Annotated in this window: 28 protein-coding genes; 8 read left to right on the plus strand and 20 right to left on the minus strand. The window is 61.3% G+C overall.

Translation table 11 applies throughout. The features are described 5' to 3' along the window. Positions 1–47: 47 nt before the first annotated feature. Positions 48–587 (minus strand): bifunctional 3-hydroxydecanoyl-ACP dehydratase/trans-2-decenoyl-ACP isomerase, encoded by a 540-nt coding sequence (gene fabA / locus CHC01_RS06065; protein WP_210269351.1) that lies wholly within the window; start codon positions 585–587, stop codon positions 48–50. Between the two features lie 307 nt (positions 588–894). On the opposite strand from fabA, the gene irrA reads away from it, so the two are divergent. Continuing rightward, positions 895–1,383, plus strand: coding sequence for an iron response transcriptional regulator IrrA (irrA, locus tag CHC01_RS06070; protein WP_089263317.1), 489 nt, complete (start codon positions 895–897; stop codon positions 1,381–1,383). Between the two features lie 22 nt (positions 1,384–1,405). Here the strand turns inward: irrA and CHC01_RS06075 are convergent, their stop codons facing one another. Together CHC01_RS06075 and CHC01_RS06080 are read right to left on the minus strand one after the other, a co-directional pair. Next, positions 1,406–2,152, minus strand: a complete 747-nt coding sequence (locus CHC01_RS06075; protein ID WP_089263685.1) for an SGNH/GDSL hydrolase family protein — start codon at positions 2,150–2,152, stop codon at positions 1,406–1,408. Between the two features lie 47 nt (positions 2,153–2,199). Next, positions 2,200–2,727, minus strand: a complete 528-nt coding sequence (locus CHC01_RS06080; RefSeq protein WP_068730049.1) for an SH3 domain-containing protein — start codon at positions 2,725–2,727, stop codon at positions 2,200–2,202. Positions 2,728–2,951: 224 nt separating this feature from the next. Here CHC01_RS06080 and CHC01_RS06085 point away from each other — a divergent pair, with 224 nt between their 5' ends. After that, positions 2,952–3,953 carry a 2-hydroxyacid dehydrogenase gene (locus tag CHC01_RS06085; protein ID WP_068730047.1) on the plus strand — a complete coding sequence of 334 codons (1,002 nt, stop codon included), beginning with the start codon at positions 2,952–2,954 and terminating at the stop codon, positions 3,951–3,953. Between the two features lie 90 nt (positions 3,954–4,043). Here the strand turns inward: CHC01_RS06085 and CHC01_RS06090 are convergent, their stop codons facing one another. The 11 genes from CHC01_RS06090 to tsaB form a co-directional block, all read right to left on the minus strand. Further along, positions 4,044–4,799, minus strand: coding sequence for a tRNA (guanine(46)-N(7))-methyltransferase TrmB (locus CHC01_RS06090; RefSeq protein ID WP_089263686.1), 756 nt, complete (start codon positions 4,797–4,799; stop codon positions 4,044–4,046). 78 nt (positions 4,800–4,877) lie between these two features. Next, the gene (locus CHC01_RS06095) at positions 4,878–5,294 is read right to left on the minus strand and encodes a helix-turn-helix domain-containing protein (RefSeq protein WP_068730045.1); all 417 of its coding nucleotides are present in this window, start codon (positions 5,292–5,294) and stop codon (positions 4,878–4,880) included. A gap of 273 nt (positions 5,295–5,567) precedes the next feature. Beyond that, positions 5,568–7,175, minus strand: a complete 1,608-nt coding sequence (gene lnt / locus CHC01_RS06100) for an apolipoprotein N-acyltransferase (protein WP_089263319.1) — start codon at positions 7,173–7,175, stop codon at positions 5,568–5,570. Beyond that, positions 7,172–8,287: a hemolysin family protein gene (locus CHC01_RS06105; protein ID WP_089263321.1), complete on the minus strand. Its 1,116-nt coding sequence runs from the start codon at positions 8,285–8,287 to the stop codon at positions 7,172–7,174. The genes lnt and CHC01_RS06105 overlap by 4 nt, the downstream gene beginning before the upstream one ends. A gap of 1 nt (position 8,288) precedes the next feature. Next, positions 8,289–8,801 (minus strand): rRNA maturation RNase YbeY, encoded by a 513-nt coding sequence (gene ybeY, locus CHC01_RS06110; protein WP_089263323.1) that lies wholly within the window; start codon positions 8,799–8,801, stop codon positions 8,289–8,291. 65 nt (positions 8,802–8,866) lie between these two features. Further along, positions 8,867–9,922, minus strand: coding sequence for a PhoH family protein (locus tag CHC01_RS06115; RefSeq protein ID WP_068730036.1), 1,056 nt, complete (start codon positions 9,920–9,922; stop codon positions 8,867–8,869). 4 nt (positions 9,923–9,926) lie between these two features. Continuing rightward, positions 9,927–11,345, minus strand: a complete 1,419-nt coding sequence (miaB, locus tag CHC01_RS06120) for a tRNA (N6-isopentenyl adenosine(37)-C2)-methylthiotransferase MiaB (protein ID WP_089263325.1) — start codon at positions 11,343–11,345, stop codon at positions 9,927–9,929. Between the two features lie 104 nt (positions 11,346–11,449). Continuing rightward, positions 11,450–12,154, minus strand: coding sequence for an HAD family hydrolase (locus CHC01_RS06125; RefSeq protein WP_089263327.1), 705 nt, complete (start codon positions 12,152–12,154; stop codon positions 11,450–11,452). A 13-nt stretch (positions 12,155–12,167) separates the two neighbouring features. Then, the gene (locus CHC01_RS06130; protein ID WP_068730031.1) at positions 12,168–12,620 is read right to left on the minus strand and encodes a Fur family transcriptional regulator; all 453 of its coding nucleotides are present in this window, start codon (positions 12,618–12,620) and stop codon (positions 12,168–12,170) included. A gap of 42 nt (positions 12,621–12,662) precedes the next feature. Then, a complete protein-coding gene (rimI, locus tag CHC01_RS06135) occupies positions 12,663–13,148 on the minus strand; it encodes a ribosomal protein S18-alanine N-acetyltransferase (RefSeq protein WP_089263687.1) in 486 nt (161 codons plus the stop codon). After that, on the minus strand, positions 13,148–13,843 hold the full coding sequence (gene tsaB, locus CHC01_RS06140; protein WP_089263688.1) for a tRNA (adenosine(37)-N6)-threonylcarbamoyltransferase complex dimerization subunit type 1 TsaB: 696 nt from the start codon (positions 13,841–13,843) through the stop codon (positions 13,148–13,150). The genes rimI and tsaB overlap by 1 nt, the downstream gene beginning before the upstream one ends. A gap of 377 nt (positions 13,844–14,220) precedes the next feature. Between tsaB and CHC01_RS06145 the strand changes: the two genes are divergently transcribed. Continuing rightward, on the plus strand, positions 14,221–15,900 hold the full coding sequence (locus CHC01_RS06145; protein ID WP_089263689.1) for a methyl-accepting chemotaxis protein: 1,680 nt from the start codon (positions 14,221–14,223) through the stop codon (positions 15,898–15,900). Positions 15,901–15,974: 74 nt separating this feature from the next. On the opposite strand, the gene CHC01_RS06150 is transcribed toward CHC01_RS06145, so the two are convergent. From CHC01_RS06150 to murJ, 4 genes are all read right to left on the minus strand, one after another. Beyond that, positions 15,975–16,544 (minus strand): NifU family protein, encoded by a 570-nt coding sequence (locus CHC01_RS06150; RefSeq protein WP_089263329.1) that lies wholly within the window; start codon positions 16,542–16,544, stop codon positions 15,975–15,977. A gap of 136 nt (positions 16,545–16,680) precedes the next feature. Then, positions 16,681–17,175, minus strand: a complete 495-nt coding sequence (locus tag CHC01_RS06155; protein WP_089263331.1) for a universal stress protein — start codon at positions 17,173–17,175, stop codon at positions 16,681–16,683. A gap of 157 nt (positions 17,176–17,332) precedes the next feature. Next, a complete protein-coding gene (gene trpS / locus CHC01_RS06160) occupies positions 17,333–18,385 on the minus strand; it encodes a tryptophan--tRNA ligase (protein ID WP_089263333.1) in 1,053 nt (350 codons plus the stop codon). 88 nt (positions 18,386–18,473) lie between these two features. Further along, the gene (gene murJ, locus CHC01_RS06165) at positions 18,474–20,027 is read right to left on the minus strand and encodes a murein biosynthesis integral membrane protein MurJ (RefSeq protein WP_089263335.1); all 1,554 of its coding nucleotides are present in this window, start codon (positions 20,025–20,027) and stop codon (positions 18,474–18,476) included. Positions 20,028–20,187: 160 nt separating this feature from the next. Here murJ and CHC01_RS06170 point away from each other — a divergent pair, with 160 nt between their 5' ends. Further along, entirely contained in the window at positions 20,188–21,189 is a 1,002-nt protein-coding gene (locus CHC01_RS06170) for an adenosine kinase (RefSeq protein ID WP_089263337.1), read from the plus strand. A gap of 162 nt (positions 21,190–21,351) precedes the next feature. Here the strand turns inward: CHC01_RS06170 and CHC01_RS06175 are convergent, their stop codons facing one another. Continuing rightward, on the minus strand, positions 21,352–22,536 hold the full coding sequence (locus CHC01_RS06175; RefSeq protein ID WP_089263339.1) for a serine hydrolase domain-containing protein: 1,185 nt from the start codon (positions 22,534–22,536) through the stop codon (positions 21,352–21,354). A gap of 274 nt (positions 22,537–22,810) precedes the next feature. Here CHC01_RS06175 and CHC01_RS06180 point away from each other — a divergent pair, with 274 nt between their 5' ends. Together CHC01_RS06180 and CHC01_RS06185 are read left to right on the plus strand one after the other, a co-directional pair. Continuing rightward, entirely contained in the window at positions 22,811–23,140 is a 330-nt protein-coding gene (locus CHC01_RS06180) for a hypothetical protein (RefSeq protein ID WP_089263341.1), read from the plus strand. 154 nt (positions 23,141–23,294) lie between these two features. After that, positions 23,295–24,785 (plus strand): NAD-dependent succinate-semialdehyde dehydrogenase, encoded by a 1,491-nt coding sequence (locus CHC01_RS06185; protein WP_089263343.1) that lies wholly within the window; start codon positions 23,295–23,297, stop codon positions 24,783–24,785. Between the two features lie 113 nt (positions 24,786–24,898). Here the strand turns inward: CHC01_RS06185 and CHC01_RS06190 are convergent, their stop codons facing one another. Further along, positions 24,899–25,111: a hypothetical protein gene (locus CHC01_RS06190; protein ID WP_089263345.1), complete on the minus strand. Its 213-nt coding sequence runs from the start codon at positions 25,109–25,111 to the stop codon at positions 24,899–24,901. A 277-nt stretch (positions 25,112–25,388) separates the two neighbouring features. Between CHC01_RS06190 and CHC01_RS06195 the strand changes: the two genes are divergently transcribed. Together CHC01_RS06195 and CHC01_RS33435 are read left to right on the plus strand one after the other, a co-directional pair. After that, positions 25,389–25,745, plus strand: a complete 357-nt coding sequence (locus CHC01_RS06195) for a hypothetical protein (protein ID WP_089263347.1) — start codon at positions 25,389–25,391, stop codon at positions 25,743–25,745. 58 nt (positions 25,746–25,803) lie between these two features. Then, a complete protein-coding gene (locus CHC01_RS33435) occupies positions 25,804–26,154 on the plus strand; it encodes a hypothetical protein (protein ID WP_139285799.1) in 351 nt (116 codons plus the stop codon). The last annotated feature ends 121 nt before the right edge of the window (positions 26,155–26,275 follow it).

Raw genomic sequence — 26,275 nt, forward strand, 5'->3', positions numbered from 1 at the left:
CTGGCGGTCGCCCCCTCGGAGACCGCCGTGGAATGGCACCCGGTAGATCACGTTCCCGGCTGCAATGCGGCAGGTGCTTCCTGCTTGAACAGGCCGACCTTCAGGTCCTTGGCGCGATAGATAATCTCGCCATCGGCCGAAAGCGAGCCGTCGGCAATCCCCAACCACAATTTTGAACGCATCACGCGCTTGATATCGATGGTGTACACGACCTTTTTGACGTTCGGGAGAACCTGGCCGGAAAACTTCAGCTCGCTGAGCCCGAGCGCACGTCCGGGGCCGATGCCGCCCGACCAGCCCAGAAAGAACCCGACCATCTGCCACATGGCGTCCAGGCCGAGGCAGCCCGGCATGACCGGATCGCCCTTGAAGTGGCAGGCAAAGAACCAGAGGTCCGAATTGACGTCGAGTTCAGCGCGCACGAGACCCTTGCCGAATTCGCCGCCATCAGCCGTGATCTCGGTGATGCGGTCGAACATCAGCATCGGCGGCAGCGGCAATTGAGCATTGCCTGGTCCGAACAGCTCGCCGCGGCCGCAGGCCAGCAGGTCTTCATATGCGTAGCTGTTGCGTTGTTCCTGGATCATGCCGGCTTTCTGGGTCCATCGATGGTGGTGGCTACCCGGGTCGAGTCGCCACATATAGAATTGTTCCAAATGACACGGGAACTTGCCCCGGTTGGGCGCTCTCTATCATAGGCTTATGGGGCGGCAAAGCGGCGGATCGCCTGCTTTTGGCGGGTTATTGACCATGTTGCGATGCACTGCGGAAGCATCCCTTCTGATGCATGGCTCCTAGTTGCGAAAACCTTGCATCTGAGGCCCCGCCTTTCTATAATAGAAGGCTAATTCAGTGTTCTTTTTGAGTGTGAACGGCAGGATTACTGACGTGGATATGAGCGACAGCGTTTCAGTTCTGGATGACGCAGCTGCAGTTGCGGAAATCAATCACGGCCGTCAGCCGGCTTTGACTGGTTGCCCGTGGCATGACGTCAACGAGATGCTGCAGTCGGTCGGTCTGCGACCCACCCGTCAACGCATGGCGCTGGGCTGGCTGCTGTTCGGCAAGGGCGCGCGTCATCTCACTGCGGAAATGCTGTACGAGGAAGCGACTCTCGCCAAGGTGCCGGTGTCGCTGGCGACCGTTTACAACACGCTCAATCAGCTCACGGATTCCGGCCTGCTTCGTCAGGTCAGCGTCGATGGTACGAAGACCTATTTCGATACCAATGTGACCTCGCATCACCACTACTATCTTGAGAACAACCACGAGCTGGTCGATATTCCGGACCAGAACCTCGTGCTGACCAAGATGCCGGAAGTCCCCGAGGGCTTCGAGATCAGCCGCATCGACATGGTCGTTCGTCTGCGCAAAAAGCGCTAACGGCTTTATCCAAATTCTGAAGTTATTTGCGCCGCCGAACCGTTCTCGGCGGTGTTTGCTCGCCAGCTGCAGTTGTCGCCACGATCGCGCGGGCGAGGGAGCGACCGGTGCATTCGTAGCCGGCTGCGGAATTGTGTAGTCCGTCCCAGGCCGTTAGCGCTCCCATGGAGAGCCCTGCGTCTACTGCACGGCGCATCAGCTCGAAGCGTGAGAACAGCGGTACGCGTTCCTGCCGGGCGGCGTCAGCTATGCTCGCCTGCATCTTGGAATATTGCGATGCGAGAATGACCGGCGCGTATTGCTGATCCATCAGGATCACGTCGGCGCCGTCAGCCTTCAGCAGGCGGATGCCCTCGACGATCCTGCCGGTCAGGCTGTCAGCGCTTTGCAGCCAGGTCACGTCATTGGTGCCGATCTGCCAAATCACGAGATCCGGGCGATGCGCCAGCACATCGCGGTCGAAGCGGGCGATATTGCCCGGGATCGTGTCGGCGTTCCGCCCACTATTGATGACCTCCAGCCGCAGTCCCGGCTTCAGGTGTTGCAGCTCGCTCTGCAGCATGCCGGGATAGGTTTTGGCGGGGTCGGATTGCCACAGGCCGAGCGTCGAGGACGAGCCCATGGCGACGATCTTGAGCGGGCCACCGGTTTTGAGCGCAGCCACGGTGCGCGGAAGGGTCGCATCACCAGACAGCCGCTGATCCACAGCCAGACACGTCTCAGTGGCGGATTGCGCACGAGCCGGGCCGGACCATGACAGCGCTGCCATGGCGACCACTGCGCCGGCGCAGGTCAAGCTCCCGATGCGGGATATGCTCAGTTCACCTTCTCGTCGGCGTAGACGCCCCATAGCCGTTGCTGTTCGATCCAGCCATCAAAGCCGTTGCCGATCACCCGGCACCAGCCATTGTTGCAGCGCTTTACCTGCGCCACGACACCCGCCTGTAACCGCGCGGCGACGGCGCTGGTCGCATCCGGATTGTCGTAGATCGAGGCGAGTTCGTCCTTGGATTTCATGGTCACGACCGCGGTGCGGCGGCCGGACAGCAGCGAGTGATAGACCCAGCCCTCGGCGCCCTCGGAATCACGAACGCGGCGCCAGTTCTCGTATTCGGCGGTGATCTCCACCGGCAGGCCGGAGCGAGTATAGACCCAGGCGACATCATTGTCCTTAGTGGGGCCGGCGCGGACATTAACGTGATCCGACTTGAGGCTGACGTAGCGCGGCACCGGCAGGCCGCTGGCGCCCAGCGGCGTGTCCTTGGCAGCGAGAGCCGGATCGATTGCTGCCGCGATCAGAGTACCCATCGCCAACATCGCACACGCAAATCGCCGGAACGCCATCAACCCCACCTCAACCCAATCCAAAGAACGCAAGTGCCGCCGCGCCGCACGCGCCTGTTGGGTTCTTGTTTTGGCTTGGTCTTCTGCTAGAGAGGACCGAAGGCCAAGGCACCAAAAAGGGTGTCGGGGAACCCGAGGAAACGGTGAATTCGCGGCTGCGGCAGTTTCGAACAACCGGGTTAATGCGGACTGAACGGATTAGCCAAAGCGCGAGTGAGCAGGACATGTCGGTCAAGAAAAAGCCTCTCGTCATCGTCACGCGCAAGCTGCCGGACTCGATCGAGACCCGTATGCGCGAACTGTTCGATGCGCACATCAATCTCGACGACACGCCGCTGACGCCCGAGCAACTCGCTGAAGCGACCCGCACCGCCGACGTGCTGGTGCCAACCGTCACCGACGAGATCACCAAGGAACTGCTCGAGCATCCCGACTGCAAGCTCAGGCTGATCGCCAATTTTGGCAACGGCGTCGACAATATCGATGTCGTCGCGGCCCATGCCCGCGGCATCACCGTCACCAACACGCCGAAGGTGCTCACTGAAGACACCGCCGACATGACCATGTCGATGATTCTCGCGGTGCCGCGCCGGCTGATCGAGGGTGCCTCGATTCTGACCGAAGGCAAGGACTGGCAGGGCTGGTCGCCGACCTGGATGCTGGGCAAGCGGTTAGGGGGCAAGCGACTCGGCATCATCGGTATGGGCCGTATCGGCCAGGCCGTGGCGCGCCGCGCCCGCGCCTTCGGGCTACAGATCCACTATCACAACCGCAAACCTGTCGCGCCGAAGATCGCCGAAGAACTCGGTGCGACCTATTGGGATTCGCTCGACCAGATGCTGGCGCGCATGGACATCATCTCGGTGAACTGTCCGCATACGCCGGCGACGTTCCACCTGCTGTCGGCGCGCCGTCTCAAGCTGATCCGCAAGGACGCCTATATCGTCAACACCGCGCGCGGCGAGGTGATCGATGAAGAGACGATGATCAAGCTGATCGAGTCGGGTGACATTGCCGGTGCCGCGCTCGACGTGTTCGAGCACGAGCCCGCGGTGAGTCCGAAACTGGTGCGGCTCGCGCGCGCCGGCAAAGTGGTATTGTTGCCGCATATGGGCTCGGCGACGATCGAAGGCCGTGTCGAGATGGGCGAGAAGGTCATCATCAACATCCGTGCCTTCCTCGACAATCACAAGCCGCCGGATCGTGTGTTGCCGAACATGCTGTGACCTGTAGCCCGCATGAGCGCAGCGACATGCGGGTGAGGCAGGCGCAGACCCCGGATGTTGCTTCGCTCATCCGGGCTACCGCTTGCGATATCAGCTTCTCTTGAAGATGAGATAGGCCGCAATGCGGCCCTCACGCGTGGCTTTGCGGCCGTAGCGCGTCATGGTGTAGTTCGGCCATGGCAGGCGCCAGTCATCGGCGCGCTCTGCAGTCCAGATGAAATCCGGCGATCGCGACACATGCCAGAGTGTCCACGCGACGTAATCCGGAATGTCATGCACGAAACGAAATTCGCCTGACGGCTTCAGCACGCGCGCCATCGCAGCCAGTGTTGCGTCCTGCACGAAGCGGCGCTTCCAGTGACGCTTCTTCGGCCAGGGATCCGGATGGATCAGGTCGATGCGTGACAGCGATTGTGCCGGTGCCCATGTGAGAAGTTCGGCGGCGTCGCCGGCGACGAGGCGGATATTGCCGATGTTCTGCGCCTCGATCTGCGTCAGAATCTTCGCCATGCCGTTGATGTAGGGCTCGCAGCCGATGAAGCCGATGTCGGGACGCGCCAGTGCTTCCGCGACGAGATGTTCGCCGCCGCCGAAGCCGATCTCCAGACGCACGGTCTCGATATCAGTGCCGAACAGCGTGCGAATATCGTCAGGTGCCGGATGTGCGATGTCGACGGTGAGCGCCGGCAGCAGCGTCGCCATCAGATCGGCCTGATGGTCGCGCAGCTTGTGGCCCTTGCGGCGTCCGAAGAACGAGCCGGTGTAATGGCCGCTCTCGGCAGGCGTGGACGCACCCGCATCAGCGGGGGCATCGTGATCGTTATGATTGGAATTGGCTGTGGTCATCGCGCGCGAGTGATACAGCCGAAACGCCATCGGCGCCATCAGGCGCGATGACGAATTTCCGTTGAAACTACCGTGATTTTAGCGCTGATCCGGGGCTTCGCGCGAAGCGATCTGTTCGACCAGGTCGACGATGCTGCGGCGGAGCTTGGCATCGGTGATGCGCGTGAAGGCGCGGGTCAGAGCGAGGCCTTCGGAGGTGGCGAGGAAGTCGGAGACATAGGCAGGCGAGGACGCTTCAGCGAAGCCTTCGCCGTTATGGATCGCGCCGGGGCCGCCTTCGAACAGGAACGAGACGGGGACCTGCAGAATTTCCGAAATCTGCTGCAGCCGGCTGGCGCCGACGCGGTTGGTGCCCTTCTCGTATTTCTGAACTTGCTGAAACGTCAGACCGAGGGCTTCGCCCAGCTTTTCCTGACTCATGCCGAGCATAATGCGCCGCATGCGCACACGGCTGCCGACATATTTGTCAACAGGATTGGGCGCTTTCGTCGACATCTCAATTACTCCTGGATCACATCAAGGGAGACGGATCATGCGTGGCAATCCGTCATTTAGGGCGGCTTCGGTTGTAACCAAAGGTATCCTAGTGGATTATAACAACCGCGCAAATTTTCCTAAGCGGAAAATTTAAGCCACTGCACCTTTATTTCTCAATAGGTGAGAAATAAAGCTTACAAAGCTAGCTTAAAAAGCAATCACATCGAGAGGGTTGTTCGGTAGGCGGCGAAAGCTAGCTTGCAAGCTATATCAAATGCTTCAAGTATCAAGCTAGTGGCGTACCGGCGTACGCCGCCGAACGGCGAAAATGATCGCGAGCGCGACAAACATCGCGGCGGGAATATCGCCGATTTTCGAGTAGACCGTCGGCGAAATGGCCGCTGGTAATCCCGAATCCAGCACGCCTTCGACACCGAGATCGAGCCGCGCGATCAGGCGGCCGACGGGGTCGACCACGACGGAAATGCCGGTGTTCGCAGCGCGAACCAGCGGCAGGCCTTCCTCGATGGCGCGGACACGGCTTTGCTGCAGGTGCTGATAGGGGCCCGTGGAAATCCCGAACCAGCCATCATTGGTGAGATTGACGATCCAGCCCGGCCGATCGTTGCGCGTGGTGATATCGTCCGGGAAAACCGCCTCGTAGCAGATCAGCGGCAGCATGCGCGGCGCGCCGGGAATGTCCATTGGCTTCCGGCGCGTGCCGGGAATGAAGCCGCCATGGACTTTGGTCAATTGCTGGAAGCCGATCTTCTCCATGAAGCTCTGGAACGGCAGATACTCGCCGAACGGCACCAGATGAAGTTTGTCGTAGGTCGACAGGATGCTGCCGTCATGGTCGATCACGTAAATGGAATTATAGGCCTGCGTGATGCGTACGCCGAGCGGCGCATCCGGCGGGCGCACCGCGCCGGTGACCAGCACGGTGCCCTTCGGCAGCAGATTGGCGATCTGCGCCATCGCATCGGGTTCGCGCGACAGGAAGAACGGGAATGCGGATTCCGGCCAGATCAGGATATTGGCTGCACCGACGCCTGAATTCTGCGGACCCGTCGCGCGGTCCGACAGCGCAAGATATTTGCTCATGACGTCCGCCTTGGCGGAATAGTTGAAGCGCGTGTCTTGCGACAGGTTCGGCTGCATGATGCGCAGCTTCACATTGGCGACGAGCTGCGTCGGGGTGCGCGACAGCCGGGCCATGCCATAGGTGCCCATCACGACGAGCAGCACCAGCGCAAGCGCCGGCGCCAGCCACGGCCGCTGCGTGCGCGAGCGTCCGTCGATCAGAACCGCAGGCGATGCAAAGATCGCTACAGTGATAAATGTCAGTCCCCAGAGGCCGACCAGCGATGCGCTCTGCGCCAGCGCGAGCGGTTCGGTGAGTGCATAGCCGAACGCATTCCAGGGAAAGCCCGTCAGCACATGGCCGCGCAGCCATTCGCCGATCGTCAGGCTGGCGGCGAGCGCGAAGATGCGGCTGGCATCCTTGGTCCAGAGCAGGCGTGCCAGCGCGAAGCCGATCGCAGTGAACAGCGCGAGATAGGCGGGCAGGCCGCAGATCGCGGCGGGCAACAGCCATGCGAAGGTCTGCGCGTCGACGAGGAAAGCGTAGCCGATCCAGTATAGGCCTGGCACGAAATAGCCGAAACCGAACCACCAGCCCGCCATGGCGGCCGCGGGAATGCCGCGCATCTTGCCGGCGGCGGCGCCATCGATCAGCCAGACGACGACGGGGAACGTGATGAACAGCACCGGCCAGGCGTTGAACGGCGCCATCGCCAGCGACGATACCGCGCCGGCCAGCAGCGCGATGCCTGCGCGCTTCCAACCCCAAGCGAGAATGATGCTGAGTGCGACCGAGCGCAGGCTGCGTGATGTCACGGCGTTCCCGCGCTGTCGCCTGATGGAGGCGTATTCACATTGTCATTGGACGGTGCCGCGCCGGTGTCCGACGTCGTATCGCGGCGGCGCGGCTCGCGGGTGCGCGGCGCAGGCCGCTCCTTGCGGGGGCCGACGCGCAATCGCTTGACGCGGCGCGGATCGGCATCGAGCACTTCGATCTCGAAATTACCAGGGCCGGAAATCACTTCGCCGCGCACGGGCAAACGGCCGACATGGGTGACGAGATAGCCGCCGAGCGTTTCGACTTCCTCGCCGTCTTCGCCGGTCTCGAATTCTTCACCGATCATGGCGCGCACGTCATCGAGGCTGGCGCGTGCATCGGCGATGAAGCTGTCGCCCTGCCTGACAATGGATGGCGGCTCGTCGCTGTCGTGTTCGTCATCGATCTCGCCGACGATCTGCTCGACGATGTCCTCGATAGAGACGAGGCCGTCGGTGCCGCCATATTCGTCGACAACGAGTGCGAGATGGATGCGTGCTGCCTGCATTTGCGCGAGCAGATCGATGGCGCGCATTGATGGCGGCACGTAGAGCAGCTTGCGGATGATGCCGGTGTCAACGACGGTCTGCGCCAGATCGACCGAACGCAGGTCGAGGCCCGCGGGAAACACTTTCTTCTTTTTGGCTGTCGACGGCACGACGTTGCGCGCCTTCACGGTCATGTATGCCAGCAGGTCGCGGATATGGACGATGCCGACGGGATCGTCGAGGGTTTCGTTGAATACGACCAGGCGCGAATGCGCCGCTCTCTCGAACAGGCCCATCAATTCGCCGAGCGAGATATCCTGCTTCACCGCGATAATATCGGCGCGATGCACCATGACGTCGGCGATGCGGCGCTCGTTGAGCCCCAAAATATTGCGCAACATCGTGCGCTCGATGGTGGAGAAGCCGGTCTCGTCCGGCGCGGAGGCGTCGAGCACGACTTGCAGGTCGGCACGCACCGAGCCCGGCTTCCAGCCGAACAGCGAGCGGATCGCGCGGGTCAGCCAGGTCTCCGACGTCGGGCGCATGACCTCGCCGTCGTGAACCACCGCAGGCAGATTGCTTGAGGTCTTCGAATGATCGCTTCTAGTGTCGCCGTCCGGCATCTCAGGTCACCCGATCCTGATCTGCATAGGGGTCCGGGATCCCGAGCGTTGCCAGGATCTCGCGCTCCATCGCTTCCATCTCGTCGGCTTCGTCGTCCTTCTCATGATCGTAACCGACCAGATGCAGAAAACCGTGAATGGCGAGATGGCTGAGATGGTTGGCGAAGCTCTTCTCTTCTTCGTCAGCCTCGCGGCGCGTGGTCTCGTAGGCAATGGCGATGTCGCCGAGCATGCGCGGCATGTCATCGGGCTCGTCTGCGCCTTCGGGCGGCTGCAGCGCCGGAAATGACAGGACGTTGGTCGGCTTGTCGATGCCACGCCAGTTCTGGTTCAGCGTGCGGATGCCGGCATCGTCGGTGAGCATGATGGCGAGTTCGGCGTCGGCCGTATCGGTATCGACCATGGCGGCGGCAGCTTCGATGGCGCGGTGAATCACGGCGTCGGCATCGGCCTCCGCAGACCAGCAATCGGCGACAACAAGAACCTCTGTCGCGGGAGATGAATAGGTCGGCATCGGTATCGAACTTCTTTCGCGAACGGACCCGATTCCGGGTCCGCCGTCAGCGTATGAGTGTGTCATCAGGTCTTTGTAGCGACCGCCTTCTGCGGCGTTCCTTCGTAGGCGGCGACGATGCGGGCCACGAGTTCGTGGCGGACCACGTCTTCGCCGGTGAATTTCACCTGCGAGATGCCTTGCACGCCGTCGAGCAGACGCGCGGCCTCGGCGAGACCCGAGGTCTGGCCGTTGGGCAAGTCGACCTGCGAGGGATCTCCGGTGATGATCATGCGGCTGTTCTCGCCCAGACGCGTCAGAAACATTTTCATCTGCATTGAGGTGGTGTTCTGCGCTTCGTCGAGAATGATTGCGGCATTGGTCAGCGTGCGACCGCGCATGAACGCAAGCGGCGCGATTTCGATTTCGCCGGTCTGCAACGCGCGTTCGACAATGCGCCCGTCCATCAGGTCATACAATGCGTCATAGATAGGGCGCAGATAGGGATCGACCTTCTCGCGCATATCGCCGGGCAGGAAGCCGAGCCTTTCGCCGGCTTCCACCGCCGGACGCGACAGGATGATGCGATCGACTTCCTTGCGCTCGAACAGCATCGCCGCTTGCGCAACCGCAAGCCAGGTCTTGCCGGTACCGGCGGGGCCGATGCCGAAAACCAGCTCGTTGCTTCTCAGCGCGCGGATATAGGCGTCCTGCGTCGCGGTGCGGGCACGTACCGGGCGCTTGCGCAGATTGATGGTGTCGAAGTTCGAGGCGGCTGCTTTCGACCCCTTGGGATCGAACGGAAACAGCGTGCCTTGCGCCAGCGTCGCGCGGATCGTGCCTTCGACATCGCCGGGGGCAAGGTCATGGCCCTGCACTGCCTGCGCATAGAGCGTTTCGAGCACACGCCGTGCGGCATCGCAGGCGTCGCGGGTACCGGTGAGGGTGATGTGGTTGCCGCGGGAATCGACGACGACATTCAGCCGGCGTTCGATGATCGCGAGGTTCTGGCCATAAGGCCCGACCAGCGAAGAGGCCGCCCGGTTGTCATCAAAGTCGATGACGACCTGCGTCTCGGCCTGCGGTGGAGTATCGAGTTTGCGAACAGCGAGCGTAGACGAATCCGATGCGCTTTTGGCCAAGAATTCAGGCTCCCGTGACGGTGTGAGAACGGACTGGCTGCAACACTGGTGGTACTGGAGAACTAGCAATTGGAGATGATGCGAGGCTGCCGAGCAGGCTGTAGCGCTCAAGGCTCTCAATGGTGACCGGAAGCACCTGGCCGATGATGTCGTCAGAAGCCATCACATGGGCCGGCTGCAGGTAAGCGGTGCGACCGACGATCTGGCCGGGATTGCGCGCCTTGCGTTCGAACAGCACATCCACAGTGCGTCCAATCGTGGCCGCGTTGAAGGCCGATTGCTGGCTGTCGATCAGGTTCTGAAGCCGCACCAATCGCTCGTCCATGTCAGCCTGTGACACCGTCTCCTGCAAATCCGCGGCCGGCGTTCCCGGACGCGGCGAATACTTGAACGAATAAGCGCCAGCGTATCCGATTTGTGTGACGAGCGCGAGCGTGGCTGCAAAATCTTCCTCGGTCTCGCCCGGGAAGCCCACGATGAAATCAGAAGTAAAAGCAATGTCTTGCCGCGCGTCGCGAAAACGGTCGATGACGCGGCGATAATCTTCGGCTGTATGTTTCCGGTTCATGGCCGCCAGAATCCGGTCGGAACCCGACTGCACCGGCAGATGCACGAAGGGCATCAGCTCCGGCAAATCGCGATGCGCCGCGATCAGCGTGTCCTCGACATCGCGGGGATGGCTGGTGGAATAGCGCAGCCGCGCGATGCCGGGAATCTCGGCGAGGCGATAAAGCAGTGTGCCCAGCGCCCACGGGCGGCCGTCGGGACCCTCGCCGTGATAGCCGTTGACGTTCTGGCCGATCAGCGTGATCTCGCGCACGCCGTTGTCGGCGAGCCGCTGCACGTCGTCGATGATTTTCGCCACAGGGCGCGAGACTTCGGAGCCACGGGTATAGGGCACCACGCAGAAGGTGCAGAACTTGTCGCAGCCTTCCTGCACGGTCACGAAAGAGGAAATGCCGCGGGCGCGAATCGCTGCCGGTTTCGGCGGCGGCAGGAAGCCGAACTTGTCCTCGACCGGAAATTCGGTGTCGAGCGCGCGGCCGCCGGCTTTCGCCTGCTTCAGCAGCTCAGGCAGGTTGTGATAGCTCTGCGGCCCGACCACGACATCGACAACAGGCGCGCGGCGAATGATCTCGTTGCCCTCGGCCTGCGCGACGCAGCCGGCGACGACCACGTTCATCTTGCGTCCGGCCTGCGCGGCTTCCGCCTTGGCGACGCGCAGCTTGCCGAGCTCCGAATAGACCTTCTCGGACGCCTTCTCGCGGATGTGGCAGGTGTTGAGGATCACCAGATCCGCGTCGTCGACATTGGCCGTCTCGACGAAGCCTTCCGGCGCCAGCGTGTCCACCATGCGCTGGGCATCGTAGACGTTCATCTGGCAGCCGTAGGATTTGATATGCAGCTTACGCGGCGCGGTCATGGAACCTGTAATGGGCTGGAAATGCGCTTGCTGCGCAGCGCTCAATTATAGGCTAACGCTCGGAAAATCCAGCATTTCTGCAAAATATAAGTGCTCGCAATGGCTTAGGCGAGGCCGACGGGCTCGCCAGCCAGTGCGCCCCTGACCACCAGGCCAGGGAGCTGCCGCATATCGTCGAATACGAGATGGGCTCCAGCGGCCGTCAGGGCTGCCGCGGTGGCTGGGCTGCAATGGCCGCCGCCGTGATAGCCGAACACGGTCATGCCGGCTGCGACGCCCGCCGTAACGCCGGGAATGCTGTCCTCGATCACCACGCAGCGCTCCGGCACGGCATTCATCTGCGCGGCGGCGAACAAAAACAGATCGGGCTGCGGCTTGCCGCGCTCGACCTGCAGAGCGGAAAACAGATGCGGATCGAAACGGTCGAGCAGCCCGGTCGTAGTGAGGCTGCTGCGAATGCGTGTCGGTGTGCCCGAGGACGCTACGCAAACCGGCTGTGACAATATTGCGAGTGTCTCGGCGATATGCGGGATCGGCTGCAGCTTCGCGCCGAACACCTCGTCGATCGTGGCTTTCAGCGTCGCGGTGTAGTCATCGGGCAGCACGCGGCCGAGCTCGGTCTCGACTTCCAGGCGCGCCTCGCGCGCGGACCGGCCGAGGAAACGCTCATGCACCTGATCGGCGGTGATGGGATAGCCGAACTGTGTCAGGACATCTGCGTGGACGACGCAGGCGAGGGACTCACTGTCGACGAGCACGCCGTCACAATCGAAGATGACGAGATCGAAGCGCGAAGAAACTGAACTCACTTGGTTGATTCGCTCACTTGGTGGTTTTGTCCTCGTCGAGCGGCACGCAGTACAGCTCCAGCCGGTGATCGACCAGCTTGTAACCGAGCTTTGCGGCGACTTCAGCCTGCAATTTCTCGATCTCTTCAGACGTGAATTCGATGACGGTCCCGTCACGCAAGTTGATCAGATGGTCGTGATGGCTGTCACGCATCGTCTCGTAGCGCGCGCGGCCTTCGCGAAAATCATGACGCTCGATGATGCCGGCGTCTTCGAACAGCTTCACAGTGCGATACACCGTCGAGATCGAGATCTTGTCATCCACCGCAACGCAGCGGCGATACAGTTCCTCGACATCGGGATGATCGTCAGCTTCCGCCAGAACGCGCGCAATCACGCGGCGCTGTTCCGTCATGCGCATGCCGGTCGCGGCGCAGCGCGCCTCGATACCAGCAGACTTCATCGCAGATGATTTCAGTGCAGTCATGATCCGAGTCCTATCGTAGCTTCTTTTGCCACTCCGCAGGCGTCAGGACAAGTCGCGCCGCATCACCAACGCATTCAATTCCGCTCCATCCGCTTCCTTGTAGTAGCGTTCCCGGCGTCCCGCGACTGCGAAGCCGGTTCTGTCATAAAGCCGCCGCGCGGGTAGATTGTTTTCCTCGACTTCGAGGAATACGGTACGCACGCCGCGACCGGCCAGATGGCCGAGATGGGTGAGAAACAGATCGCGCGACAGGCCGCGGCCGCGATGACCCGGCGACACCGCAATGGAGAGAATCTCGGCTTCATCGGCGGCGATTCGTGAAACAGCGAAGCCGACGAGGCGGCCGCGCAGTTTGAGCCGATGTACGAGGGTGTTTTGTTCGCGCAGCATCTGCTCGAATTCCCCGGCACCCCAGCCGCGATGGAAGGACGCGGCATGCAACTGCGCGAGTTGTCGCGCGTCGCGCAACGTCGCGGGCTCGACCACAGCATTGCCGCGGCTGAACAGGCGCAGCCACCAGGCCGGCATCATGATGCGGCTAGTGCGGCCTGCTGCATCAGGCTGCTTTGCGGCCTGGCATCGGGTGCGCGCAGATAATAGGGACGCGCCAGCGCGGTCTCCGGATTCACGGCGGCACCGAGCCATGCCACCCATGAGATTTCGGGAGCAGGTTGCATATCGACGCGCAGCGGCGCCGGCGCATCGGACGGCCAACGCGCGGCCAGGATCTCTGCGGCATTGCCGACCAGATACGGTGCGCCGAACTGCACGGCCTCAAGGGCCTCGTGGATGGGGATGACGCCCGGCCGCACCAGCGAGGTGCCGTTGCCGCTGACGACCTGGAAATAGACATGGTCATGCCGCGCGTCGATGGCGGCGATGACAGGCGCATCCATGTTCTCACTGACGACGGGTGCTGCATAGGCTGTCAGTGTGGTGATGCCGACCACCGGCTTGCTGGCCGCCAGGCCGAGGCCCCGTGCGGCCGACAGGCCAACGCGCAGGCCGGTAAAGCTGCCCGGTCCGGTGGTGACGGCGATGCGGTCGAGATCGGCGAAGGCAATGCCGGAGTCTGCCATGACACGACCGAGCAATGGCATCAACGCCTCGGCATGTCCGCGCTTCATCGGCATGGACTCATGCGCAATAAGCTTGCTGGTACGGGTGTCGAGGATGCCTGCGGCGCAGGCGTCAAGGGCGGTATCGATGGCAAGGATCAACATAAAAGAGACGCTACCACGGCTTGCGAGGGTTTGCGCCTGCCACTCGCAGAATATCGCTCCACGCGCAATGGTGCTGTGATTCGCTTTGCTGCCGGAGAGGGGCGGCAGCTTTGGCGTGCATCCACTACTCGCTTTCTCATAAAGATATTTCACAAGATACGATAGCGAGACCACGAAAGTTCCCGTGAGCGAAATGGGCTCGTGGAACAGCTTCAGTTTCACGCTGGTTAAAAGCTTCACTTAATAAATTCTTCGGAGATCGATGAGATAAGCATACCGTTTGGAAGCGACATTTCGCGGATGCGTGTGACTTTCATGCGGGCTGAAATTATTCGTCTAATTTTTTGGATACGATTATATTTATGGGAGGCGATCCGATGCTGCATTGGTTGAGCAGTTCAGAGGCGCGCGAGGGGCGGGCCCTGGCGGCAGCGATCAAAAAATCGCAAGCCGTGATCGAGTTCAGCGCTGACGGCACGATCCTCGGAGCCAATCCAAACTTCCTGTCCGCCCTTGGATATACGCTGGAAGAAATCGTCGGCAAGAACCACAGCATGTTCGTGACGCCGGAAATGAAGAGCAGCGCGGAATATCGCGCGTTCTGGAATAACCTCAATCGCGGCGAGTACCAGGCCGGCGAGTTCAAGCGTCTCGGCAAAGGTGGCAAGGAAGTCTGGATCCAGGGTTCCTACAACCCGATCCTGGGGAATGATGGCAAGCCCCTGAAAATCGTCAAGTTTGCCATGGATACAACTGCAGTGAAAATCCGCAGCATGGACGATGCCGGCAAGATTGCAGCCATCGGTCGTTCGCAGGCTGTCATCGAGTTCAAGCTCGATGGGACGATTGTCACGGCTAATGACTTGTTCCTGAATGTTATGGGTTACAATCTCGCGGAAATCGAAGGCAGACATCACAGCATGTTTGTCGATCCCGCAACCCGCGACGGCGCGGCGTATCGCGAATTCTGGGCCAGCCTCAATCGTGGTGAATATCAGGCCGCCGAATACAAGCGGATCGGCAAGAACGGCAAAGAGGTCTGGATTCTCGCGACCTACAATCCAATCCTTGATGAGACAGGCCGGCCAATCAAGGTGGTCAAGTTCGCGTCAGACGTCACCGAACAGAAGCTGCGCACGGCAAATTTCTCAGGTCAGATCGAGGCCATCGGCAAGTCGCAGGCCGTGATCGAATTTAGCATGGACGGCATCGTTCTCAGCGCCAACGAGAATTTTCTGGACGTGCTCGGCTACGCGCTCTCGGAAATACAGGGCAAGCACCACAGTATGTTTGTTGTGCCGAGTGAGCGCGACGGTGCGGACTATCGCGAATTCTGGGCGGCGCTCAAGCGGGGTAACTACCAGGCGGCGGAGTACCAGCGGATCGGTAAGGGCGGCAAACAAGTCTGGATACAGGCTTCGTACAATCCGATCCTCGACCTCAATGGCAAGCCCTACAAGGTCGTGAAGTATGCCACCGACACCACGGCGCAGGTGATCGCGCGCATGAAGAGCGAACGCGTACGCGCGATGATGGAATCGGTCGCCGCCGGCGCCGAGGAACTGAACGCGTCGGTGCGCGAAATCTCTGAAGCGATGATGAAATCAAAGACCACGGCGATGTCTGCCGTGGGCAAGGTCGAGTTGGCGGACGATCAAGCGCAGCGTCTCAGCACGGCAGCGCAGGCGATGAGCGGGATCGTCGAGCTGATCGGCAACATCACCGGACAAATCAATCTGTTGGCGTTGAACGCCACCATCGAATCGGCGCGTGCCGGTGAGGCCGGTCGTGGCTTTGCGGTCGTTGCATCGGAGGTGAAAAATCTGGCCAACCAGGCCAAGCAGGCGACCGATAAGATCGCCAGCGAGATCGGCAGCCTCAATGGCATTTCGAGCGATGTGGTCGATGCGCTGAACGCGATCAAGCAGGAAATCCAGAACGTCAGCGAATATGTCACCGCAACGGCGGCTGCGGTTGAGGAGCAGAGCACGGTGACGAACGAGATGTCATCGAGCATGCAGCGCGCCGCAGAAGAAGCCGCAAGCATCGGTCGCTAAGCGAAGGCAAGTTCCAGAAACGAAAATGCCCGGGATTGTCCCGGGCATTTTGAGGTGTCGCAGTGCGACCGAACTTACATCGGGCGGACTTCGACAACGTCCGGCACGAAGTGCTTCAGCAGGTTCTGGATGCCGTGCTGCAGGGTCGCTGTCGATGACGGGCAGCCGGCGCACGAGCCCTTCATGTTCAGATAGACGATGCCGTCCTTGAAGCCGCGGAAAGTAATGTCACCGCCGTCATTGGCCACAGCCGGGCGCACGCGGGTCTCGATCAGGTCCTTGATCGTATCGACTGTCTCGGCGTCTTCCTCGTTGAAGAATTCGGCCTCGTCGTCGGAGATCACGTCGCCGCTCACGCTGCCGTCGGCCATCAGCGGCGCGCCGGACATGTAGTGCTCCATGATGGCGCCGAGGATCGCCGGCTTGAGGTGCTGCCAGTCGCTGTCGTCCTTGGTCACGGTGACGAAGTCGGAGCCGTAGAACACTGACGTGACGCCCTTCACGGCGAACAGCTTTTCGGCCAGCGGCGAACGCGTTGCGGCTTCCGGTGAGGTGAATTCCATGGTGCCGCTGTCGAGCACGTCGCGGCCGGGAATGAACTTCAGCGTGGCGGGATTGGGGGTAGCTTCGGTCTGGATGAACATCGGTCTCTCCTGCGTCGCCGGTTCAAGGCCGGCGCGTGAGTATCCCCTAGCAGATGGCGACGAAAAACGCACGATCAAGGCGCGAAATCGCCGAATTCGGCCTATTTCGCAGTCCCTTAGCCGTCTGAAAGGGCCGTTACGACAGCGCGTCGATGTCGAGGTCGCTCAGGGCGCCCGACACGATGACGACCGGCACCGGAAACGAGCCGACCAGCTTGGCCATCATGGTGACGATCGGGCCGGGGCCTTCCGCGCCGGCCGAGGCGGCCAGGACCAGCATCGAAATGTCGACGTCCTTGTCGATTACGTCGAGGATTTGCTCGGTGGGATCACCCTCGCGGATCACGCGTTCAGGGGTGATGGCGGCGATGCCATTGGCGCGGCCCGAGGCGCGGTCCAGCGCGGCATTGGCGCCTTCTTCGGCTTCGGCCTTCATGACGTCGGCAACGCCGAGCCATTGCTGGTTGCGATCTTCAGTGTCGATGATGCGCAGCATTACCACGCCGCCACCGACACGAATGGCCCAGCGACTGGCGTAATACACTGCGCGGTCCCATTCCTCGCTGTCATCGACGACCACGAGGCATTTCGGCTTGTGGCCGCTTTCATAACTACGTCGCTGGGTGCTCATGCATGTCCCGATGCTGTGGCGCGTCTGATGCGCCAGAATGTGAGCGGCTTGGCAATGACGTCATGCTGCCACGGCGCAGCGGCGTTCGACAAGCGCGACGCAAGGATGACTTGCGTCGCGTCGATTGTGGCGGAGAAAAGGAATGCGATAGCGAAAATTACCGCTTGTGGACGAAGCCGATGATGTCCTTCACGGACTTGATGGTTTCGGCGGCAATGACGCCGGCGCGTTCGCCGCCATCGGCCAGAACCTGATCGACATAGGTCAGATCGGATGTCGTCAGCCGCTTCATCTCGCCGGCGATAGGTGACAGTTTTTCGACAGCGAGATCGACAAGGCTCGATTTGAAGCCCGAAAACTGCGCGCCGCCGAATTCTGTGAGAATGTCAGCCTTCGACCGATTGGACAGTGCGGCATAGATGCCGACGAGATTATCGGCCTCGGGACGTGGCTCAAGGCCCTTCTCTTCTGACGGCAATGGTTCCGGATCGGTCTTCGCCTTGCGGATCTTCTGCGCGATGGTGTCGGCATCATCCGTGAGGTTGATGCGCGAATTGTCCGAGGCGTCCGACTTCGACATCTTCTTGGTGCCGTCGCGCAGACTCATCACCCGCGTGGCCGGGCCAGTGATGACAGGCTCGGGCATCGGGAAGTAAGGGCCGTCATGGCCCTGCGTTGCGATGGACTCGGAGAAATCGTTGTTGAACTTCTGCGAGATGTCGCGGCACAGTTCGAGATGTTGCTTCTGGTCCTCGCCGACCGGAACGTGCGTGGCGCGATATAGCAGAATGTCCGCAGCCATCAGCACTGGATAATCATAGAGACCCACGGACGCGTTTTCGCGGTCCTTACCGGCCTTTTCCTTGAACTGGGTCATGCGGTTCAGCCAGCCGAGGCGGGCGACGCAGTTGAAGATCCAGGCCAGCTCGGCATGGCCGGAGACCTGGCTCTGGTTGAAGATGATCTGCTTTTTCGGATCGATACCCGAGGCGATGAAGGCGGCGGTCACTTCACGGGTGTTGCGGCGCAATTCATCGGGGCCGCCCCACACGGAGATCGGCACGGTGACGGCATGCATATCGACCACGCAGTAGATGCAATTATGCGTCTCCTGCAGTTTGACGAAATTCACGATCGCGCCGAGATAGTTGCCGAGGTGCAGATTGCCCGTCGGCTGGACGCCCGAAAAAACCCGTTGAGTAAAAGCCATCGTCTAGTTCCTGTGTGCCCGTGGTGGAATGCGGGCCAAGGGGCGTGACTTGCCATAGGCGCCGGGCGGCGTCCATTGCCAATCTGCCCTAGCCGGCCGCCGGTGATCGCTTGAGGGCGCCGCGGACCTCGGCCCAGCGCACGGCCCCCGTCAGCGTCAGTAACGCGGCGTAGATTGCCAGCCCGCCAACGATCAGGAGGCCGAGCAAGCTCGCTCGTACCAGGCCGTGGGCCTGTGCCGTCCAGGGCAAGACAATATGCGCGGCGAGCCATAGCAGGCCGCCCATGGCCAGCGAGGACAGGACGATGATCGGCAGCCGGCGTCTTGCATCATGGTCGAGTGAGAAGCCGAAAGCTGCTGCGCTCCGGACGATCAAAAAGATCGCGCTGCCCCACGCAGCCAGAGCGATCGCCGCTGCGATGCCGCTCGCACCGAATGGGTTATTCAAAACCAGTGCGGAGATGATTGCGATTACCAAACCGACGAACGTCGCCAGCAGCGGCGTCGTCGTGTCCTCGCGTGCGAAGAAGGCGGGCGACAGAGCTTTCACAAGCACCTGCGCGGGCAAGCCCAGCGCCAACCATATCAGCGCACTTGCAGTCGAGACCGTGTCGCTCGCGCCGAACGCGCCGTGTTGAAACAGACACTGCACGATGAGATGGCTCAATATCATCAGTCCGAGCGTAGCCGGCAATGCGAGACCGATCGCGAGTTCAAACCCGCGCGATTCCGCCTGCGCGATGGCGGCTTGATCGTCTGATCGCACGGCGCGCGTCAATGCGGGGACCAGCACAGTGCCCATGGCCGTGCCGACGATGCCGAGCGGTAGTTCAATCAGGCGGTTCGCGAAATACAGCCACGACACGGCAGCCGGAGTCGTCGATGCGATGATTGCGCCGGTGACGATGAGAAGCTGCGGCCCGGAATTGGCGACCATGCCAGGCAGTGCCTTGCGGAAGAAGCCGCGCATCTCGCTACCGAGCGACAGCCGCAAAGGCGCCGCCAGATTGCCGCCAGATTTCCGCAAGATCAGCATCAGCAATTGCAGCAGCCCGGCAATGCCTACAGTGGCCGCCATGGCCATAGCGGCAGTGTCTGGCTCTTGCCGCCACACTAGCAGTAGGGCCATGACGGTGATCAGGGCGATGTTGAAGAGCAGCGGCGAAAATGCGGTCACCGCGAAGCGTTGTTGCGCGTTCAGCAGTCCCATCATGACAGTGACGGGGCCGGCGAAGGCGAGATAGGGCAGCATCAATCGCGCATTCTCGACGGCGAGCTGCAGCGTCGGCTGGCCGACGAAACCCGGGGCAAGCATTGCGATCACGAGCGGCATCGCAAAGCCGAGCAGGATCGTCGCGACCATCAGCGCAACGCTGATGGTGCCGAGCACACGACCCGCAAAAGCTGTGGCTGCGACAGCGCCCTGCGTCGTCTGGATGCGCAGCCAGGCCGGAATCAGCGCCGCGTTGAGCGCGCCCTCGGTGAGCAGCCGCCGGATCACGTTGACGAGCTGAAATGCCACCAGAAAAGCATCCGCGATCGGGCCTGCACCGAGCAGCGCAGCCACCATTGCGTCGCGGGCAAAGCCCAGCAACCGCGACGCCAAAGTGCCCGTGGAAACGGTCAGGATGGAACGGATCATAGAACCATCGTAAGGGGCTGTCCTTGCTGGCGCGGGGCAGAACGTGATAGTCGCTGCAGCCATCAAACCGGCCTTTACCGACGGCTCAACTTGGGCGACCGCGAGACGAGTTGAAACGGATTTTCAGCCTCATCGCAATTGCCGCAACGGGATATTCTTAATGACCTCAGCAAAATATGACGTGCTCGGAATCGGCAACGCGATTTTCGATGTGCTGGTGCAGGCCGACGACAAGTTTCTCGCCGCGCATGAGATGACCAAGGGCGGTATGGCACTGATCGACGAAGCCCGCGCCGCTGCGATCTACAAGGCGATGGGCCCTGCCACCGAAATGTCCGGCGGTTCGGCCGCCAATACCATCGTCGGCCTCGCCAGCCTCGGCGCCCGCGCGGCCTATGTCGGCAAGGTCAAGGATGACCAGATCGGCACGCTCTATACCCACGACATCCGTGCGGCCGGCGTTGCGTTCGACACCAAACCCGCCACGGGCGGTCCGGCCACCGGCTGTTCCTACATCCTGGTGACACCCGATGGCGAGCGCACCATGAACACCTATCTCGGTGCTGCGCAGGATCTGACGCCCGACGATATTGACGCCGATGCGGTCGCGGCCTCGTCGATCGTCTATCTCGAAGGTTATTTGTGGGATCCCGCCAGCGCCAAGGAAGCCTTCGTGAAGGCCTCGAAGATCGCCCATGACGCCAAGCGTCAGGTCGCATTGACGCTGTCGGACGCGTTCTGCGTTGGTCGTTATCGTGCCGAGTTTCTCGACCTGATGCGGTCCGGCACCGTCGATCTCATCTTCGCGAACGAGGCCGAACTGACCTCGCTTTACGAAACCACGGATTTCGATGCGGCGCTCAAGCAGCTCGGCCAGGACACCAAGCTCGGCGTCGTCACCCGCAGCGAGAAGGGCTGTGTCGTGACATCGGGCGATGGCATCGTTGCGGTCCCTGCACACAAGATCGAGAAGCTCGTCGACACGACAGGCGCTGGCGATTTGTTCGCAGCGGGCTTCCTGTTCGGCCTGGTGCGCAACGCCGGGTATGAGAATGCCGGCAAGCTCGGCGCGATGGCCGCCGCTGAGGTCATCCAGCATATCGGCGCGCGTCCCCAGGTTTCGCTGAAGGACCTGGCGGGCAAGAACGGGTTGCCGGTTTAAGGCTGCATTTCTTGGGCTTTCTTCTCTGTCGTCATGCCCGGCCAGCGCGAAGCGAGCTTCGCTAGGTGTGCCGGGCATCCACGTCTTGGCAAGAGAGGAAAGTCGTGGATGGCCGGGTCAAGCCCGGCCATGACGTGGTGAGAGATCAGCGCATCGCGGCTCTCACGCCGCCTTCTTCGCACCCAGCCCCGCATAAACGGCGCGTTCGAAATCCGAAAATACCTTCAAACAAGTCGAATCCGCAAATGGTAGCACCTGCATCATGATGACGCCGGTGACGTCGCGCACCGGATCTATCCAGTAATAGGTGTTGGCGAGGCCGGCCCAGGCAAGGCTGCCGGCGCTGCGGCCTTCGGCTGACTGCGCCGTATTGATCATGAAGCTGAGCCCGTATTTCTTGTCGATGCCCGGAAGGAAGTCGACATTGTTACTGGCGGTCGGTACCGCTGAAGCCATCGGCGTCATGTTGAGTTCGCCGATGTGGTTTTGGCTCATCAGCGCGACGGTCTCTGGCTTTAATATCCGATTGCCGTTTCCGGTCCCGTTATTCAGCATCATTTGCGTAAACTTGATGTAGTCGGGGGCGGTGCCATAGAGCCCCCCGCCACCGGCGAAGAATTCCGGATCCTGTTTGATCTCGAATGGGATCGGGGTCAGTGCACCGTCGGCGCCGCGGCTGTGCATGGCAACGAGGCGCTTGCGCTGGTCGCCGCCAATCACGAAGGCGGTGTCGGTCATCCCAAGCGGCGCCAGCAAATGGTTTTGGAAATAGGCGTCAAGGCGTTCGTCGCTGACGGCCTCGACGACCTTGCCCACGAAGTCGATATTGGTGCCGTATTCCCAGCGGGTCCCGGGATCGCGCATGATCGGCACCTTCATGGCCGCGTTCAGTCCGGAGCGAAACGGCGGAATGCCGGTTGTCTCAAGATAGCGCACCATGTCGCCGTTCCACATGTCGTAGCAGAAACCGGCGGTGTGGGTCAGCAGATGCCGCAAGGTGATCGGTTGGCGCGGCGGACGTAGTTTCGGAGCGCCTTCGCTGTCGAAGCCATCCAGCACCTGCGTCTCCGCGAGGTCCTGAAGCACGGTCGCCAGCGGTGCATCCAGCGTCAATTTGTCCCGCTCCACCAGCTGCATGGCTGCAGCTGCCGTGATCGCCTTGGTCATGGAGGCGATCCAGAACACGCTGTCCGGTGTGATGGTGGTATCCTTGGATGCGTCGCGCTTGCCGAACGCCCCTTGGTAAATGATCTCGTTCCGCGTCGCAGCCATCGCCACGGCACCGGGAATCGCACCTATTTCGCTGGCTTGCTGCAGAATCCGGTCAATCTCGACTTGAACTGACATCCGTTTCCTCTCCGATTTTCTTTGATCTTACCGATTTCCGGCGTGGACATTCAACTTGGGCGCGAGGTCGTCGGTCTCGCGGATGTGATTACATTTGCGCTGGTTTTAGCATCTGAGGGGAACCATATCGGGCATGGGAGCGAGTTCGATCGCGCCTTGGAACGAAATTGGCGCAGCTGTGTTCAAAAAATGACGTGAACGTCAAAGCGCCTTCCGACACTAATCCGTAAGACCATGAGTAACACGTGCAGCGTGTCAGCTGCGGAGACCGACGATGATCGCGAACTGGACCGACTGGAAACATTATCCCCGCGCTTCCCGTGGCGAGAGCATCGAGGCCCCGATCGGTCCAGGAATTTTCGAAGTTCGCGTGGCGCAGACCGGCGCCCTTTTCGCTTTCGATGCGGCCGACAATCTGGCGCAGGCGTTGGCGAAGATTTCGGCCCCGCCCAAATCGTTTATTTCCTGGTTCGGTCGCAGCGACGCAGCGATGCTGCCGGAGCTGGAATACCGCACCTTCTCCACGACCACCCGTGCCAACGCCCGCATCGCTTTCGAGCGAATGATCGATCGGCGCGAGACCTATATGCGCGGCGCGGCCTGATCGGGCTTGCGGCGTTCTGCGACTGTTGAATTCGGGCGTTAAATACCCCTGCGGGCGATAGCTGCCATTCGCCGCCAAGGGGCGCTTTCGGGCCTATACTCCTCTACAAGTCCGCGGCTATACGTTCGCGACACTTTCCGCAGGAGAACCGCCCATGTCACCGACCTCAGCCGCACGCCAGTCCACCGCCCCTTCGCTGCGCGACCGCCTCAAGGACCCCTCGCTGCTGCGCGACAAGTGCTACATCGACGGCGCCTGGGTCGGCACGGGCGAGACCTCGGTGACCAATCCGGTCAATGAGATTGAAATTGCCAAGGTGCCCAATATGGGCGCCAAGGAAACGACGCAGGCTGTCGAGGCCGCCGAAAAGGCGTTTCCGGCCTGGGCCAAGTTCACCGCCAAGCAGCGCTCCAACATCCTTCGCAAGTGGTTCGAGCTGATCATCGCCAACCGCGAGGATCTCGCGCTGATCCTGACCACCGAGCAGGGCAAGCCGCTGGCCGAAGCGCTGGGCGAGGTCGATATCGGCGCCGCCTATATCGAATTCTTCGCCGAGGAAGCCCGCCGCGTCTATGGCGAGACCATCCCGACCCAGCGTGCCGATGCCCGGCTCCTCGCCATCAAGCAGCCGATCGGCGTCTGCGGCGCCATCACGCCGTGGAATTTCCCGAACTCGATGATCACCCGCAAAGTGTCGCCGGCGCTGGCCGCCGGCTGCACCGTGGTGATCAAGCCTGCCAACGAGACGCCGCTGTCGGCGCTCGCGCTGGCTGAACTCGCCGAGCGCGCCGGCGTGCCGAAGGGTGTGCTGAACATCATCACCGGCGACGCATCGGCGATCGGCCTCGTGCTCTGCGAACATCCTGCGGTGCGCTTCGTCGGCTTCACCGGCTCCACCAATGTCGGCAAGATCCTCTACAGGCAGGCTTCGGTCGGTGTGAAGAAGCTCGGCCTTGAACTCGGCGGCAATGCGCCCTTCGTGGTGTTCGACGATGCCGACATCGACGCCGCCGTCGAGGGCGCGATCGTGTCGAAGTATCGCAACATGGGCCAGACCTGTGTCTGCGCCAATCGCCTCTACGCTCAGGACGCCATCTACGATCAGTTCGTCGAGAAGCTGGCGAAGAAGGTTGCGGCCATGAAGGTCGGCGACGGCACCGAGCAAGGCATCACCCAAGGCCCGCTGATCAACGAAAAGGCGATCGAGAAAGTCGAGCGTCACATCGCTGATGCCGTGAAGGGCGGCGCAAGGATCGTCACCGGCGGCAAGCGCCATGCGCTCGGTGGTACGTTCTTCGAGCCGACGGTGCTCGCCAATGTGAAGTCGGATGCGCTGGTCTCGCAGGAAGAAACCTTCGGCCCGCTGGCGCCGGTGTTCCGTTTCAAGGACGAAGCCGACGTCATCGCCATGTGCAACGCCTCGCCGTTCGGTCTGGCATCGTACTTCTATTCGCGTGATCTCGGCCGTGTCTGGCGTGTTGCGGAAGCGCTGGAGTCCGGCATGGTCGGCGTTAATACCGGCCTCATCACCACCGAAGTCGCTCCGTTCGGTGGTGTGAAGGAGTCGGGTTTGGGCCGCGAAGGCTCGCATCACGGCATGGAAGAATATGTTGAGATCAAATACATCATGATGTCAGGGATCTGAGGCGTCACCTCCGACCCAATTAAAATTCATTATGCGTCATGCCCGGCCAGCGCGAAGCAAGCTTCGCTAGATGTGCCGGGCATTTGCATTTGGGCTGGCCGAGCCAGCGTCGCTCAGTAGCAGCGACGTACGCGCACGCCATTGACCCAGACGGTGCGGCACGCGACCGCCACCGGGCGGCGCACCACCGCGGCGCCACGATAGCCGGCGCAGCCGGCACGGTAAACGCCGCGTGCGCAGACGACGGCGTTGGCGTCGGTGGCTTCAAACGTCATCGTCGTGCCGAATGCGAGAACGGCTGCAACCATCATCAAGAAAGTACGCATGGTGATCTCCCGGCTGTGTTGGTTGGCAAAACAAACGAAGAAAGGTTCGTGGGCTTCAGTAGGCGGAATTAAGAACGATCAAATGAGAAGTGGCTTCACGCGCAAAGAGTAGTTCGGAGGAGACGCAAAGGCTGAGTGGTCAATGAGAAATCTTGCGAAGCCGCCTTGCGTCTCGATCCGACAGAACTTTTATTCAATCTCGTAAATACAAATCCTTGCCGACCAGAAACATGCGATGTGATGATTTCGCCCGGTGTTGATCTCAACAGGAGAAAGCATGTCGGATTTCAGAACCAGGTGGCTTACTTTTCACGGTCGACATATCGAGCCCGCTTCAAAGGAAATATTCAGTCACGTCGAAAAGATGGTGATCGGCACTTTGATCATCTCGGCCGGGGCGCATGTGTCGAGCAATGAGCCCCTGATCGTCCTGTTTGGATATTTGCGCCACGGTCTTGTCGGTCGCGGTGTCATGCTGTTCGGAATTGTTTTGTTGCTGCTGAATTTCCTCGATGGCCTCTACAAGCTCGCAAAGTTGGAATGGCACGTGGCGCTTCAGATCATCATGTCGCTCTGTTACGTCATTCTGTCTGTCCGGTTGATCCAGTTGATTTTGGCCTTCCGTGGAGAGTGATCCCGCCTATTGCCGGGCGCATCGTGTTCATCGTTGAGCGAATGGCGCAAGAACGCTGGTGCAAGCCGGCGAAAGTGATGCGCTGTTGCTGGCCAGGCATTGCACGATGCGGCCGCCACCAGGCGCTATGCCGCCGCAGAGCGATCTGATGTCGCCACCGCATGCTGATCTCATCACGAGCAATTCTTCGCGTGGCCGCATCGGCCGCAGCACGATGGCTGCAGGAGCAGCGGCGGCGGCAGGCGTAGCGGTTGTGGCTGCCGCAGCAGGTGGCGGGGCTGTGCTTTTCACTGCCGCCTTTGGTGCGGCAGTGGCGGGCGCGGGCTTGGTAGCCGGTGGTGTTGCTTCTGTCTTGGGCGCTGCAGCAGGCGTTGGCGCGGTGGCCTTCGGTGCCGCAGTTGGCGCCTGAACTGCGCGCACCGCGCCCGCACATCCCGCAGAAAGACTAGCCATGTTCTTTTGCAGGCATTGCAGCGAGGCTTCTCCACCAGGAGGAACGCTTGAGCAATGCGCGATGTAATCCGAGCGAC

The sequence above is a fragment of the Tardiphaga sp. OK246 genome (assembly GCF_900188215.1).
GTDB classification, from domain to species: domain Bacteria; phylum Pseudomonadota; class Alphaproteobacteria; order Rhizobiales; family Xanthobacteraceae; genus Tardiphaga; species Tardiphaga robiniae.